The 14,085-nt window shown below is 62.4% G+C and carries 14 protein-coding genes; 12 read left to right on the top strand and 2 right to left on the bottom strand.

Going from position 1 to position 14,085, the window contains the following annotated elements:
• Positions 1–309: 309 nt before the first annotated feature.
• The 9 genes from J3U87_RS00950 (at position 310) to J3U87_RS00910 (ending at position 10,160) form a co-directional block, all read left to right on the top strand.
• On the top strand, positions 310–1,572 hold the full coding sequence (locus tag J3U87_RS00950) for an outer membrane protein assembly factor BamB family protein (RefSeq protein WP_237381150.1): 1,263 nt from the start codon (positions 310–312) through the stop codon (positions 1,570–1,572).
• A 368-nt stretch (positions 1,573–1,940) separates the two neighbouring features.
• Complete coding sequence (locus J3U87_RS00945; protein WP_237381149.1) at positions 1,941–2,948, top strand: response regulator; 1,008 nt, start codon at positions 1,941–1,943, stop codon at positions 2,946–2,948.
• A gap of 62 nt (positions 2,949–3,010) precedes the next feature.
• The gene (locus tag J3U87_RS00940) at positions 3,011–3,319 is read left to right on the top strand and encodes a hypothetical protein (protein ID WP_237381148.1); all 309 of its coding nucleotides are present in this window, start codon (positions 3,011–3,013) and stop codon (positions 3,317–3,319) included.
• A 274-nt stretch (positions 3,320–3,593) separates the two neighbouring features.
• Positions 3,594–4,280 carry an RDD family protein gene (locus tag J3U87_RS00935; protein WP_237381147.1) on the top strand — a complete coding sequence of 229 codons (687 nt, stop codon included), beginning with the start codon at positions 3,594–3,596 and terminating at the stop codon, positions 4,278–4,280.
• Positions 4,277–5,233 carry a stage II sporulation protein M gene (locus tag J3U87_RS00930; RefSeq protein ID WP_237381146.1) on the top strand — a complete coding sequence of 319 codons (957 nt, stop codon included), beginning with the start codon at positions 4,277–4,279 and terminating at the stop codon, positions 5,231–5,233. The genes J3U87_RS00935 and J3U87_RS00930 overlap by 4 nt, the downstream gene beginning before the upstream one ends.
• Positions 5,223–6,689, top strand: coding sequence for a DUF4129 domain-containing protein (locus J3U87_RS00925; protein ID WP_237381145.1), 1,467 nt, complete (start codon positions 5,223–5,225; stop codon positions 6,687–6,689). The genes J3U87_RS00930 and J3U87_RS00925 overlap by 11 nt, the downstream gene beginning before the upstream one ends.
• A complete protein-coding gene (locus J3U87_RS00920; RefSeq protein ID WP_237381144.1) occupies positions 6,686–7,816 on the top strand; it encodes a DUF4350 domain-containing protein in 1,131 nt (376 codons plus the stop codon). Before J3U87_RS00925 ends, J3U87_RS00920 begins: the two co-directional genes overlap by 4 nt.
• Positions 7,813–8,859 carry an AAA family ATPase gene (locus J3U87_RS00915; protein ID WP_237381143.1) on the top strand — a complete coding sequence of 349 codons (1,047 nt, stop codon included), beginning with the start codon at positions 7,813–7,815 and terminating at the stop codon, positions 8,857–8,859. Before J3U87_RS00920 ends, J3U87_RS00915 begins: the two co-directional genes overlap by 4 nt.
• Positions 8,856–10,160, top strand: coding sequence for a DUF58 domain-containing protein (locus tag J3U87_RS00910; protein ID WP_237381142.1), 1,305 nt, complete (start codon positions 8,856–8,858; stop codon positions 10,158–10,160). Before J3U87_RS00915 ends, J3U87_RS00910 begins: the two co-directional genes overlap by 4 nt.
• A 9-nt stretch (positions 10,161–10,169) precedes the next feature.
• On the opposite strand, the gene csrA is transcribed toward J3U87_RS00910, so the two are convergent.
• Both csrA and fliW read right to left on the bottom strand, forming a co-directional pair.
• Positions 10,170–10,409: a carbon storage regulator CsrA gene (csrA, locus tag J3U87_RS00905; protein WP_237381141.1), complete on the bottom strand. Its 240-nt coding sequence runs from the start codon at positions 10,407–10,409 to the stop codon at positions 10,170–10,172.
• Positions 10,410–10,416: 7 nt separating this feature from the next.
• Positions 10,417–10,845 (bottom strand): flagellar assembly protein FliW, encoded by a 429-nt coding sequence (fliW, locus tag J3U87_RS00900; protein ID WP_237381140.1) that lies wholly within the window; start codon positions 10,843–10,845, stop codon positions 10,417–10,419.
• Between the two features lie 421 nt (positions 10,846–11,266).
• Between fliW and serC the strand changes: the two genes are divergently transcribed.
• The 3 genes from serC to J3U87_RS00885 all read left to right on the top strand — a co-directional run bounded on the left by serC (position 11,267) and on the right by J3U87_RS00885 (position 14,065).
• Positions 11,267–12,361 carry a 3-phosphoserine/phosphohydroxythreonine transaminase gene (gene serC, locus J3U87_RS00895; RefSeq protein ID WP_237381139.1) on the top strand — a complete coding sequence of 365 codons (1,095 nt, stop codon included), beginning with the start codon at positions 11,267–11,269 and terminating at the stop codon, positions 12,359–12,361.
• Positions 12,362–12,500: 139 nt separating this feature from the next.
• Complete coding sequence (locus J3U87_RS00890) at positions 12,501–13,262, top strand: MlaE family ABC transporter permease (RefSeq protein ID WP_237381138.1); 762 nt, start codon at positions 12,501–12,503, stop codon at positions 13,260–13,262.
• Positions 13,262–14,065 carry an ABC transporter ATP-binding protein gene (locus J3U87_RS00885; RefSeq protein ID WP_237381137.1) on the top strand — a complete coding sequence of 268 codons (804 nt, stop codon included), beginning with the start codon at positions 13,262–13,264 and terminating at the stop codon, positions 14,063–14,065. Before J3U87_RS00890 ends, J3U87_RS00885 begins: the two co-directional genes overlap by 1 nt.
• The last annotated feature ends 20 nt before the right edge of the window (positions 14,066–14,085 follow it).

The following is a 14,085-nucleotide window of genomic DNA, read 5'->3' as shown; positions in this document are numbered from 1 at the left end:
GATCGACAAACCCGATAGCTAAACGGGGGAGGGCGCCGCGAGGCCCCTCCCCTTTTTCGTTTTATGGCGCCGCCACGCCGTGCGCCGCCGTCGGCTGTCGGTCCCTGCGCCATGCACGCCGCACGAGCCCCGACCCCTGGAATGCCGACCCCGGCCGCGCTGTTCCCCTCCATGAATCGCTTCACGGTATAATCGACTTCCATTTCAGTAGTTTGCTTCAATACTCATGTTCTCGGGGCCCTGGGACCGATGTTCTACCCAGGTCCTGGCTACTGATGAAACGTTCGAAGCGATCGAAAAGGAGCTCGCATGTTTCGATGGTTCTCCCTGCTCGTGATCGCAGGAACCTTGACCTCTCCCCTACTTTCCGGTGAACACTGGCCCCACTGGCGCGGCCCCAACCACAACGGCACCAGTTCCGCCGTCTCCATCCCCACCACCTGGAGCCAGACCGAAAGCGTGCTGTGGCGCACGCCCCTACCGGGACCCGCGCCCTCCACACCCGTGATTTGGGGCGACCGCATCTTCCTGACCAGCGCCGACGGCGACGACCTGGTGCTGATGTGTCTGGATACCCGCGGCAAAACCCTGTGGAAGCGCAAAATCGACAACGGCAACCGCGACATTCGTCAAGGTGAGAGCAACGAAGCGGCACCCTCGCCGACCACCGACGGCACCCACGTGTGGTCCTTTTTCGGGACCGGCACCCTCACGGCTCACGATTTCGAAGGCGTGGAGCTGTGGCGCCGCAACATGCAGAAAGACTACGGAACCTTCGGTATCTACTGGGGCATGGCCGTCAGTCCCCTGGTCGTCGGCGACCGGCTGTACCTGCAACTCATGCACGACGGCGCCCAACTGGTGCTGGCACTCGACAAGCGTTCCGGCAAAGAGATCTGGCGCCACGAACGCCGATCCAACGCCCGCCAGGAGAGCCGGCACACCTATGCCTCGCCGGTCATGTACCGCGCTCAGGGCAACGAATGGTTGCTGTCGCACGGTTCGGACTACATCACCGCCCACAACCTGGCCGACGGGGCCGAGATCTGGCGCTGCGGCGGCCTGCAAAAACCCGATTACAACCCCTTCTACCGATTTGTCGCCACCCCGGCGGTCCACGACGACCTGATCGTGGTGCCCTCGGCCAAGGGCGGTCCGGTCCTGGGCCTGAAACCCTCGGGCGCCAAGGGCGACATCACCGACAAAAATCAGTTCTTCGCCTGGAAACGGTCGGATCAGACACCCGACGTCCCCTCGCCGCTGATTCACGACGGCCTGGTCTACCTCTGCCGGGAAAACGGCGTTCTGATCTGCATGGATGCCGCCAGCGGCAAGGAAATCTACCGCAAGCGCACCCATGACCAACGGCACCGCGGCTCTCCCGTGGTCGCCGGCAACAAAATCCTGCTGACGGCCATGGATGGAACGATTTCGGTCATTCAGACGGGTCGTGAGTTCAAGGTATTGGCACGCAACGACATGCAGGAACCGATGGCCGCTTCGCCGGCGATCGCGAAAGGGACCTTGTTCCTCCGAACCCACAAGGCACTCTACGCGATCGGTTCCAAATAACCCGGCCCTTTTCTATTGTTTTGATGGCAAATTCGTACAATCACGGTTTATGATGGTTTCCAAATCCTTTTCATCTTCCCAAAAACCCAATTCCGCGATTTCCTGTCACTCATCGATTCGGACCTGGCCTCGCCATTGAAGCCTTCCCCGCACTTCCGCCGAACTCGGAAGGTCTCGAGCGCAGGTGGGCAGGTATGTGTCGGCACTTGGAATCGCCACCGATCCACGCATTTCCAGGGACAAACGCCTCACCATCGTTCGCGACTTGGGGAGCCCGAATCCGCGCTTCGGTCGGCTCCACCTGTCGCCGACCCTACCCGCCCCCGCGCCGTCATCCAAGGAGCCAAATTCTTCGAACGAGCCACCCCATGAACGAAGAGGAAAAGAAATTCTTCCATCTATTCCGCAACCGCCTGGACAGCAATGATTTTGCGCGCACCAAAATCATTCTCGTTCGCTGTGCGGAAGGTTCGAAAACACTCCGGCGACGGATCATTTTCGAATTGAGCAATCACGCGCCCGAAACGGCCATTCCCCTGCTGCTCCTTCTCGTCGGTATCCGACCGAGTACCCTGCGCGAATGTCCCAATCTGTTCAAGGTCGTATCCTCGATGCTGTACCGCCGCCAGGAACTGGTGGCCCTGCTGCTGCCCACCCTCTCCGACGAACAGGCCGAAATTCTCTTCGAAATCATGGCCACCCTTCCCCGTGCCGCTCTGCTGGAGACCTGGACCCGCACGGTGCTGCACCAGAATCGACCGAATTGGACCCGACGCTGGCTGGACGCCCTGATCGGCTCGGACAACGCCACCGCCCAAGACAGCGTGCGGCTCATGAGTCAAAGCGACGATGCCCAGTTGGCTCGGGCCGCCCACAAGTTCTTGAATCTCCTGAACGGCGCAGAATCGTTCGAAGCCACCGAACCCGCTCCTTCTCAACCGGACACCGAGCCCGAGGAGGCCGCCGAACCCACTCGTGCCCAACCCGCGGAGCCCTGTGAACCCCAGCTCGTATTTGCCATCGACGATTCACGGACGGTCCTGATGATGCTGGCCCGTCTCGTCAAAAATCTCGGCTATCGCTGCCGTGGATTCCCTTCGCCCTCCGAGGCCCTTGCCAACCTGGGTGAAGAGCAACCCGCCCTGATTTTCACCGATCTCAACATGCCCGAATGTTCCGGCCTGGATCTGGCTCGTCAGGTGAGAGCCCAATTCGCGGTGGACGAACTGCCGGTGGTCATGATCACCACCCCCGTGGATCAACCCAAAGACGAGGAAATTCTCGAGGCCGGTATCAATGAAATCGTGTTCAAACCCTTCAATAAGCAGCTTCTCCAGGAGACGCTGCACAAACTGATCGGTCAAGCGGATCGGTAACCCGGGAAAGGGCTACTCGGATCGGTCTCGACACCGACCATATGGGATTTTTGGGAGGCATCATGAGCAAGAAGAAAGGACGAGACACTCAGAGTTTCGAGGGGAGATTCACGCTGGAGGACCAGGAGTTCCTCAAGAAATTGGGCATCAGCGCCATGCCCTCCGGAGTGGAAACCATGCTGCGGGAATCCCGCGCCGCGAAACAACGCGATGCCGCGATCCGGGAACGGGCGGACGGATACCTCCCACTGGAACCGGACGAAAAGACACTGGCCGAAATGAGCCGCGAACAGGGCCGTCCCGTGGAGGAGATCCGCAAGGAGATGCGCATGTTTCGCGATATCAAACGGGCTCCCAAGACGCTGGATTGAGGCGCGTCCCCGAATGGCCTGGCCGCACGGGTACCATTCGGGACGAAACGCACGGAGCGCGACATCGCGGCAATCCATGCCGAAACCGAGCGTGACCCATGCCGGTCGACCCGTACCACGCGGTCTCGACCGGCCTCCATCGACCACCCGATCCAGCACGCGCACGCCCCGATCCGTCGATCCGGCATTTTCTGGTACTATTTGCGCATCGTTGCCGCCTTTGATAGGGAAGTCGGTACTTGGGCTCCAAGTTCCTATACCAGAAGGTCCCTGAATGCTGGATACCCTCCATGCCATCGAAACGCCGGAAGGCGTCCAAATCAATTTGAAAGTCGCAGGACCCGTGTCACGTGCCCTCGCGCTGATCATCGATTCCCTGATCCGCAGTATGGCCTACATCGCCTTCGGCAGCGCGCTCCTCTTCATGGGGGAGGCCGGTTGGGGTATTTTCTCGATTTTCGCGTTCTTCATGGAGTGGTTCTACTTCGTGCTGTTCGAGGTCTACAACAAGGGCCAGACCCCCGGCAAGCGCATCATGGGATTGGAGGTCATCCACGAGGACGGCACTCCCATCGGCATGCGCGGCGCCATGCTGCGGAACCTGCTTCGGGCGGTAGATTTCCTGCCCTTCGGTTTCGCGTTCGGTTTGGGCTCCTGTCTCGCCAGCGCGCGGTTCCAGCGGCTGGGCGATCGCGTCGCCGGCACCCTGGTCATCTACCGTATGTTGGCGTCGCCAAGCCCCGAGAGCATCCCGCAACAGCCGCCCTTGCCACCGCCCGCGGCACTTTCACTCACCGAACAACGGGCGGTGATCTCCTTCGGCGAACGGGCCCAGACCCTGCCCGGCAACCGCGCCGAGGAATTGGCCAGTCATTTGGAACCGCTGACCCACAAGCAGGGTTTGAAAGCGGTGGAGGCCCTGTACGGCTTCGCGAATTGGTTGGTGGGGACGCGCCGATGAAACAGGAAGCGTTCGAGAAACGCCACGACAACCATTGGCTCGAATTCGACGGCGTGTTGGACCGCATCAAGGCCCGCAAGGCATCCCAAGCGGAGCTGGCCGACTTCCCCAAGAATTACCGCCGGGTCTGCAAACACCTCTCGCTGGCGCGCGACCGTCGCTACAGCGCGCGCCTGGTGGACCGGCTCAACCTGATGGTGCTCAAGGCCCACCAGGTGTTCTACCAGCCCCGCGGCAACACGCTCGGCGAGATCTGGCGCTTCATCGCCCGCGATTTTCCGCGTGCGGTGCGACGCGAGGCCCGCCTCTTCTGGCTCTGCACCTTCCTGTTCTACGGGCCCTTCATCGGGATGATCGCCGCCATTCACGTGGATCCCGAATTGATCTACACGATCCTGCCCCCCGAATACGTGGCCTACATGGAGGCCATGTACGAAAAGGCCCACGAGAACGAACGCACGATCGGCTCCGACATTCTCATGTTCGGCCATTACATCCGCCACAACACGGGCATCGGCCTGAGCACCTTCGCCGGCGGTCTGCTGGCCGGCATCGGCAGCCTGTTCACGCTGCTGTTCAACGGTTTCTTCCTGGGCGCGGTCTCCGGCCACATGCTCAACATGGAATATGCGCAAAACTTCACGCTCTTCGTCTGTGGCCACGGCTCCTTCGAACTGACGGCCATCGTGCTTTCCGGCGTGGCGGGGTTCCGGCTCGGCCTGGCCCTGATGGCCCCGGGTCGGCTGTCGCGGGCCCAGGCCCTGAAAGTCGCGGGCCGCAACGCGCTGCCGATCGTCTACGGCATGGCGGGCATGCTGTTCATCGCTGCGGGCATCGAAGCCTTCTGGTCACCACGCATCTTTCCGGCCCCGATCAAATACGGAGTCGCGGCCCTCTTGTGGACCGGCGTCTTCGCCTACCTGGGCCTGGCAGGACGGTCTCATGAACATTGAAGATTTGACCGTCGAGGTCCGGCCACGCCGCCCGCACGAGGCCATGGACCTCGGCATTCGCATGACCCAACGCTGGTTCGGCGCGATCTACGGGCCTTGGCTGGTAATCCTGCTGCCGTTCTGGGCCTTCCTAAACCTGTGTTCCCATCAGCTCCCCTGGCTGTTGCTGTTCCTGTTCTGGTGGCTCAAACCGATTTGGGATCGCATCCCGATTTTCGTCCTCAGCCGCGCCATGTTCGGCGACCCTCCCACCACCACCGAGACGCTCAAGGCCCTGCCGGGCCAGATCCGCCTGCCCTGGCTCGGTCCCCTGTTCTGGTTTCGCCTCAGCCCCAACCGCCTGATCGACATGCCCGTGTACATGTTGGAGAACATGCGCGGCAAGAAGCGCCAGTCCCGCGTTTCCCTGCTGACCCGCACCCTCGTCGAATACACCATGCTCGTCACCATGGCCTACTTCGTCTTCGAATGGATCCTGGCCTACGGCTTCTACCAGTTGGTGATGCTGCTCGTCCCGGAAGCCTATGCCGGCACCCTGGGTTGGGGCGCCGGTGAAGAAGGGCTGCCCCTCGTCATGGTCAATTTCTACATCCTGGCTTCGTTGATCCTGGAACCCTTCTACGCGGCCACCTGTTTCTCGCTCTACATCAACAGGCGCACCCTGCTGGAGGGTTGGGATCTGGAGTTGGCGTTCAAGCGCATCGCGGTTCGGTTGCAGGAGGGAACCAAGATCTCCATGCTGCTCTGCTGCGCGTTGGCCGCCTGGTTCGCGGCGCCACCCGCCATCGCCCAGGAAGAAGCGGTCAGTTCGGCCAAGGAAGACATTCGCACGGTCATGACCGCGCCCGAGTTCGGCGAAGAAAAGACGGTGACGCGCTGGCGGTTGCGCCTCGATCCCGAGGAAACACCCGAGGCTTCCGAATCCGAGGACCTGGACCTGAGTGCGTTGGGCATGCTCGGTGTGTTCGGCAAATTCCTGTTCTACGGCCTTTTGGCCATCGCGATCATTCTGTTGGTCGCCTTCGTCATCTACTTGATCAACCGCCGCAAACCACGCGGCCTGGAAGCCCTGTCCGCCGAAAAACCGGCGGAAGTGGTGCCCGATCTCCAGAAGGGAGAGGGGTTCGCCATCGATCCGACGACCCTTCCGACCGACATCGTCCAGGCCGCCCGCCAGCGGTGGCAGAGCGGCAACGGGCGCGAGGCCCTGAGCCTCCTGTTCCGGGGAGCCATCCACCGCCTGGTCGAATCGGGACGCATCGAGATCGCCGACTTCGCCACCGAGGGCGAATGCCTGCGCCTGGTGCGGCGCCAGATCGAAGGTGAGCCGGCCCAGTTTTTTGCCGATCTCACCCTGGCCTGGCAGGCCGCGGCCTATGCCCACCGCATGCCGGAAGGCGAACGGTTCGAATCCCTGTGCCAAAGCTGGATGAAACATCTGGGGGTGGTGACGTGAAGGAAAAATCACCCTGGTTGACGCCTTTCCTGTTTTTCTCGTTGCTGGCCCTGGTCGTCCTGCTCTTCCTGGCCCTGTTCGAAAAAAAGGAAATCACCGTCAACACCGGCCGCCAGGGGGAAGCGCGCACCAACCCGTTCCACGCCGCGGTCCGCTTCCTGGAGACCCGCGGGGTTCGGACCAAGAGCCTGCGCCGGCTCGGCAACGGACAATCCCTGCCCGACACCGACGAGTTCCTGTTCCTGGCCGCCACGCGCCATGCCTTCAGCCGCGAACGCAACGAGGAACTGAAGGACTGGGTGTCCCGCGGCGGCCAACTGATCATCGTCGCCCAGGACCGAGACGACGACGAACGCCAGGATTCGCTGCTGACCGATTTCGGGTTCGGCGTGAATTTCGACGGTACCGAATACCTCGACGAGCCCCACGAACTCACCTGGAACGAAAGTGTCACGATCAAGACGACCTTCCGCAGCGCGCGCCGCGTCCTCTTCCCTTCCGAAGAGACGATCATGTACCTCAAGGACGATTTCGGGTTCTGGTACGTTTCGACCGCGTTCGACCAGGGCACGGTGGGCGTGCTGTCGGAGAGCGACCTCTTCGACAACGATCACATCGGTCGCCACGACAACGCCTTCGTCTTCTGGGAGATCATCACCCAAACCGGTGAGGCGCCCGGCTCGGTCTGGCTGGTCTATGGCGAGGAGTACGAATCGTTCTGGACCCTGTTTTTCAACAAGGGCTGGCCGGCCCTTCTGGCGCTGGCCCTGCTGACGGGCTTCACGCTGTGGCGGATGGGCAGCCGCCAAGGACCGATCGAACCCGATCCGCCGCTCGACCGCCGCCGCCTCCTGGAACACATCGAAGCCTCGGGCGCCTTTCTCTGGCGGCGCGGGTTCGGCCTCCACATGGTCGAGGTGTTGCGCGGCATCATGTGGTCGCGCCTGCGTCACCGACACCCGGGCTGGCAAAAACTGGAGGATCGCGAGGTCCACGAACGGATCGCCGAGATCAGTGGACTCACCGGCCTGCGCATTCAACAGGCCGTGAAACGCGAGGACCTGGAAAAAGAGGACGTGTTCCTGCAAACCGTCATCGACATCGAAACGATTAGGAGAGCCTTATGAACGAGCAGCAACTGCCGCAGAATCCCGCCTTCGGCGGCCCACAGACGGCCCCGCCGCCCGTGGAGACGCCGCCCCCCGCCAAGGAGGAGCTTGCCGCGGCGGCGGAACGGGTGGTGCGCATGCGCGACCAGATCGCCAAGGTCATCGTCGGCCAACACGAGGTGATCGACCAGGTTCTGGTGGGCTTGCTGGCCAGCGGGCACGTGCTGATCGAAGGCGTCCCCGGACTGGGCAAGACCTTGTTGGTTCGCGCCCTGGCCAAGACGTTCGGCGGTGGTCACGCCCGCATCCAGTTCACCCCCGATCTGATGCCCAGCGACGTCATGGGGCACGTCATGTACGACATGCAGCAGGGCCAATTCAAAATCCGCCGCGGACCGATCTTCACCCAAATCCTGCTGGCCGACGAAATCAATCGCGCCCCCGCCAAGACCCAGTCGTCCCTGCTGGAGGCGATGCAGGAACAGCAGGTGACCCTGGAAGGGCGCACCATGAACCTGCCGCGCCCGTTCATGACCCTCGCCACCCAGAACCCGATCGAGCAGGAGGGCACCTATCCCCTGCCCGATGCCCAACTGGACCGGTTCCTCCTGAAGATCCACATCGACTATCCGCAGGAAACGGAGGAGTTCCAATTGGTGGAGCAGGTCGTCGGCGGCAAGGTCGGCGACAGCTTCGACCTGAGCCAGGTGGAGACCGTGACCGATCAGGCCGGACTGCTCGCCACCCAACAGGCGGTCGCTCGCCTGGAACTGGACCGCAAGGTGGTGGAGTACGCGGTTCGCCTGGTGCGCGCCACACGGGACTGGTCGGGCGTCTCGATCGGGGCGGGGCCGCGCGGCTCCATCGGGCTGCTGCGTGCCGCCCGGGCCTATGCCCTCCTCCAACATCGCGATTTCGTGACACCCGACGACATCAAGGACGTGGCGCTGCCCGCGTTGCGCCACCGCATGGTGCTGACCCCGGACATGGAAATCGAGGGGCGCACCACCGAGCACGTGCTGCGCGAGATTCTCTCCCACGTAGAGGCACCCCGTTTATGAGACCGACCCGTCGCACGCTTCGCCTTTGGGGCGCCGTGCTGGGCCTGGCGGTGCTGGTGGGATTCTTCCCGGCCCTTCGCCAGCCCTGGCTGGTGGTGGTCCTCGTGGCGGGCACGATCCTCGCGATCGACGCCTTGCGCGCTCGCGCCCTGCCCCTGCCGAAGGTCGTCCGCAAGGTTCCCCACGCCCTCGCGCTGGGCGCCTGGACGGAGGTTCACCTGCGGGTGGAGGGTCCCGGCTCGCACGCCCTGACGGTGGATGTCCACGACTTCCACCCACCGCAGTGCCAGACCCGCGACCTGCCGCTTCAGGTCGCATTGGTTCCCGGCCAGTGGCGCGAAATGGCCTATCGGCTCAAGCCGGTCACGCGCGGCGATCTGACGTTCGGCAAGACCCAGGTGCTGCTGGGCTCTCCCTTCGGGTTCTGGCACCGCTCGGCCATGGTGGGCGAGCCTTCCGAAGTCCGGGTCTACCCCAATTTCCAGGCGGTGGCCAAGTACACCCTGCTGGCCACCCACCAGCGCCTGAGCCAACTCGGCATCCACCGCCGCCAGCGCCGCGGCGAAGGGCGCGAGTTCCACCAATTGCGCGAGTTCGTGCAGGGCGATTCGATGCGCCAGATCGATTGGAAGGCCTCGTCGCGCATGCGCAAACTGATTTCCCGCGAACACCAGGACGAACGCAACCAACAGGTGGTGTTCCTCATGGACTGCGGCCAGACGATGCGCACCCAGGACGGACAGCTCAGCCACTTCGATCACGCGCTCAACGCGGTCCTGCTGATGACCCACGTGGCCCTGCGCCACGGCGATGCGGTGGGCCTGATGACCTTCAGCGGGGGGCGCCGCTGGCTGGCCCCGCGCAAGGGCGCACCCCAACTCAACCTGATCCTCGACCGCATCTACGACATCCAACCGGGCCACGAGACCTCCGATTTCCTCGGCGTCGCCCAACAGGTGCTGCGACACGTGCGCAAACGCAGCCTGATCGTGCTCATCACCAACCTTCGCGACGAGGACGACGGCGAACTGCTGCCCGCACTCCAACTGCTGCGACGCAAGCACCTGGTACTCGTGGCCAGCATGCGCGAGCAGGTGTTGGACGAGGTCGTCGAGGGCAGTGTCACGGATTTGGAAAGCGGCCTGCGGCTGGCGGCCACCCATCTCTACATGGCCGATCGGGAACAGATCTACCAACAACTCAAACAGAAAAACGTGCTCAGCCTCGACGTCACGCCCGAAATGTTGCCGGTTTCGATGATCAACAGTTACCTGGAAGTGAAGGGCAGCGGATTGTTGTAGCCCCGCCCGCTATTTCTTTTTCTTGACCAGGCTCTTGATGAGATCCAGTTGCGAAGCGTTGATGGACTTGGCCGCGGCCTTCCGGTTTTCCTCTTCGATCGCCAGGTAGATCTCTTTGCGGTGAATCGTGACGTGGCGCGGTGCATTGATGCCGATCTTGACCGTATCCCGCCCGATGGAAATGATCTTGATCTCGATGTCGGATCCGATGACGATTGCATCATCTTTTTTGCGCGAAAAGACTAACATGAATGCCTCAATCCTTGATTACCTTGACTCGGAGCATCTCCGGCGAGCCTTCGACCACAACCTGGAGCGCCTTGCGGGCGGCGAGATTGAAAACGAGTGGCGCCAGCAGGTTTGCGGTCATGTTATGGGCATCCTCGGGGACCACGATCAAAACCATCAGGAAAACCTCCTGCATCGTTGGATTTCCCAGGATCTTGAGATGTTCGTCCGTGAGGTTGACCGAATAATCGCTGTCGACGATGGCGGGATCGAGCATCATCAGCGTGATATAGGGCGGCTCGAGGGCCTGGAGCCATTTGACGGGCTCGGTATCTTCGGCCTCGACAATCGCGTACTTGTGGATGCCCCTGAGTCCGGGGATCCCCTTGTCGAATTGATAGACCTTGTGATCATCGATTTCGATGTCGCCGAAGGTGATGGAGGGAACTTTAATCACCAAATACTCCGTATGCGCGAATGTCCGAATATCCTGAAGCGGAATGGAAAAAGCCCTTCCCGATCTGCGATCCGGTTCTTCGCGAAAGTCGCAAACCGGTCGTAGAAAAGGAGAAGCCTTCTGACTGGCATCGGCTGATGTGCATTTATCATAACCCGATCCCGCCTAGATTTGGGACCTTTACCACAACGGTGCGTTCGCACACATCCTCGGATCGCATCGATCTCGACCGATCCCCGCGCCGAACCGGCGCTCCGGCGCGCCGACCGCAGCCTCGATTTCGGATACCCTTTCCGATGCGCTCCCGCTAGAATGTGCCCATTCCGAGCTCGCCGTCGTTTCAGCGGGCTCCGGACGTTCACACGAGCGCTTCGGCCACCGCGTGCGGCGATCGTGGGTTTCGACATCGAGGAGGTCTGCCGTGACCAGAGTTTTCAATTTCTCCGCCGGTCCTTCCACCCTGCCCGAAGAAGTGTTGCACCTGGCAGCCGAAGAAATGATGGATCACCGGGGCTCGGGCATGTCGGTCATGGAAATGAGCCACCGTTCCAAGATGTTCACCGACATCCTGGAAGCCACCGAACGACGCCTGCGCGACCTGATGTCGATTCCGTCCCACTACCGCGTCCTGTTCCTCCAGGGCGGCGCCTTCACCCAATTCGCCATGGTGCCGCTGAACCTGTTCCGCAAGTCGCATCGCGCGGGTTTTCTTCACACGGGCTCCTGGTCCAAGAAAGCCATCGCCGAAGCACGCAAGTACGGCGAAACGCAGATTCTGGCCAGTTCGGAGGACACGGGATTCACGACCCTGCCCCCGTGCGAACCGAGCCGGGTCGATCCGGACCTCGATTACGTCCACATCACGACCAACAACACCATTTTCGGTACCTGTTACGACCCGAAACTGGCGCCACCGCCCCGGTTCGAGGCGATCCCGCTGGTCGCCGACATGTCGTCCAACATCCTGGCCCAGCGCTATCGCGTGGAGGATTTCGGGCTCATCTATGCCGGTGCCCAGAAGAACGCCGGCATGGCGGGCATGACGATCGTGATCATTCGCGAAGACCTGATCGGGCACGCCGGCCCCAAAGTCCCGGCCATGCTCGATTACCAAACCCACGCCAAGGCCAACTCGTGCCACAACACCCCGCCCTGCTACGCGATCTACATCGCCGGCCTCGTCTTCGACTGGGTCCTCCGCCAGGGTGGGATCGAGGCCATGGAAGCACGCAACCGCCACAAGGCCGCGCTGCTCTACGATTTCCTGGACGGCAGCGACCTGTTCCGCGCAACCGTCGCGCCGCCGGCCCGCTCGCTGATGAACATCCCCTTCCTGCTGCCCGGCGACGACCTCGACCAGGCCTTTCTGGCGGAAGCCGAATCCCAGGGCCTGGTGAACCTCAAGGGACATCGGTCCGTGGGCGGCATGCGCGCCAGCCTCTACAACGCGATGCCGATGGCCGGTGTCGAAAAACTGGTGGAAGTCATGGCCGATTTCGAGCGCCGCCACGGTTGAGGCATTGCGACGAACCGGCAAAATGAGTGAAAATGAATGGGTTCCACCCACCGAAAAGCGTTAGACTTGGCTCCGAGGACCGATGTTCGGTCCCGGCCGCGCTCACCTCGTGTCAGGATCGTTCGTCACGGAGGCACCATTGCTCGAGAACCTAGGTCGCCGGACACTCGCCGTCATGGAAGGCACCGGCCGCTACAGCACGCTGGTCCTGCGGGCCTTCGCCGCCATTTTTCGTCGCCCCTTCGAATGGCGCGAGTTGTTCAAACAATTGGAATCGGTGGGGGTCGCCAGTTTCCCGGTCGTGGCGGTCACCTGCATTTTCACCGGCATGGTGTTCACCCTACAGACCTACGACGGCTTCGCCCGCTTTCAAGCGGAGAGTTACGTGCCCGGCATTCTCGGCGTGGCCTTGCTGCGGGAGCTGGCGCCGGTCCTGGGCGGCATGATGATGGCCGGCCGGGTGGGCTCGGCGATGGCCGCCGAATTGGGCACCATGCGCGTCACCCGCCAGATCGACGCGATGGAGGTCATGGCCACCGACCCGATCCAGTTCCTGGTCGTGCCGCGCCTGTTGGCGACCACCCTGATGCTGCCGCTGTTGATCACGCTCGGTGACCTGATCGGGCTCGGCGGCGGCTGGTACCTGATCAATCACATCCTCAACGCGCCCATGCCGGGGTTCTTCGACCGCGTCTTCGAATTCCTGGAGCCATTCGACTATTGGTCGGGCATCGTCAAATCGACGGTGTTCGGCGCCATCATCGCCAGCGTGGGCTGCTACACCGGCCTCAACACGCAGGGCGGCGCCGAAGGTGTGGGCAAAAACACCACCGCGGCCGTGGTCAACGCCAGCCTCGGCATCCTCGTCACCGATTTCTTCCTCACCAAGGTGTTGACCTGATGTCCCAAACCCCCGCCGACACCACCGCATCCGACCAGCCCTTCATCAAGGTCGCCGATCTGCACAAGCGCTTCGGCGCCAACCACGTGTTGCAGGGTGTGAACATCGAAATCGGCAAGGCCGAATCGGTGGTGATCCTGGGTGGGTCCGGTGCCGGTAAGAGCGTCTTCCTCAGCCACCTGGTCGGCCTGATGCTGGCGGACGAGGGCCAGGTCCTGATCGACGGCTGCGACTGGAAACAAATGGACCGCAAACAGACCTACCACCTGCGCCGCCGCTTCGGTATGTCGTTCCAGGAGGGTGCGCTCTTCGATTCGCTGAACGTCTTCGACAACATCGCCTTCCCGCTGCGTCGCGCCCATCGCACCTTGAAACGTGGCGAAATCAAGGACCGCGTCGAAGAGTGCCTGGAGATCGTCGGCATGCCGGGCATCGCGAACCTGACGCCCAGCGAGCTCTCCGGCGGCATGCGTCGCCGCGTCGGTTTCGCCCGCGCCATCGCCCTCGAACCGGAGATCCTGCTGTTCGACGAACCGACCACGGGCCTCGATCCGATCATGACCTCGGTCCTGAGCGAAGTCATCGTGGACATGCGCGAAAAGCTCAAAGCGACCACCATCACCATCACCCACGACATTCGTTCGGCCGAAATGATCGCCAACCGGGTGGTCATGATGTTTCAGGGTCGATTGGTCCACGAGGCGCCAAGGGACACCTTTTTCGCCACCCAGGACCCGATCGTCCGCCAATTCCTCGACGGGAATGCGAAGGGCCCGGCCACGGCGGCGCTCATCAAGCGCTGACCGGCGACCCGGCCTCCGCC

This window comes from Sulfidibacter corallicola (assembly GCF_017498545.1).
Taxonomy (GTDB): domain Bacteria; phylum Acidobacteriota; class Holophagae; order Acanthopleuribacterales; family Acanthopleuribacteraceae; genus Sulfidibacter; species Sulfidibacter corallicola.
The sequence above is the reverse complement of the archived record's forward strand: the minus strand, read 5'-3'. Positions and strand labels throughout refer to the sequence as shown.

Bases quoted from the DNA above. Each gene is read 5' to 3' on its own strand.
- J3U87_RS00950 (WP_237381150.1), top strand. From the start codon at position 310: ATGTTTCGATGGTTCTCCCTGCTCGTGATCGCAGGAACCTTGACCTCT.
- J3U87_RS00945 (WP_237381149.1), top strand. From the start codon at position 1,941: ATGAACGAAGAGGAAAAGAAATTCTTCCATCTATTCCGCAACCGCCTG.
- J3U87_RS00940 (WP_237381148.1), top strand. From the start codon at position 3,011: ATGAGCAAGAAGAAAGGACGAGACACTCAGAGTTTCGAGGGGAGATTC.
- J3U87_RS00935 (WP_237381147.1), top strand. From the start codon at position 3,594: ATGCTGGATACCCTCCATGCCATCGAAACGCCGGAAGGCGTCCAAATC.
- J3U87_RS00930 (WP_237381146.1), top strand. From the start codon at position 4,277: ATGAAACAGGAAGCGTTCGAGAAACGCCACGACAACCATTGGCTCGAA.
- J3U87_RS00925 (WP_237381145.1), top strand. From the start codon at position 5,223: ATGAACATTGAAGATTTGACCGTCGAGGTCCGGCCACGCCGCCCGCAC.
- J3U87_RS00915 (WP_237381143.1), top strand. From the start codon at position 7,813: ATGAACGAGCAGCAACTGCCGCAGAATCCCGCCTTCGGCGGCCCACAG.
- J3U87_RS00910 (WP_237381142.1), top strand. From the start codon at position 8,856: ATGAGACCGACCCGTCGCACGCTTCGCCTTTGGGGCGCCGTGCTGGGC.
- csrA (WP_237381141.1), bottom strand. From the start codon at position 10,409: ATGTTAGTCTTTTCGCGCAAAAAAGATGATGCAATCGTCATCGGATCC.
- J3U87_RS00885 (WP_237381137.1), top strand. From the start codon at position 13,262: ATGTCCCAAACCCCCGCCGACACCACCGCATCCGACCAGCCCTTCATC.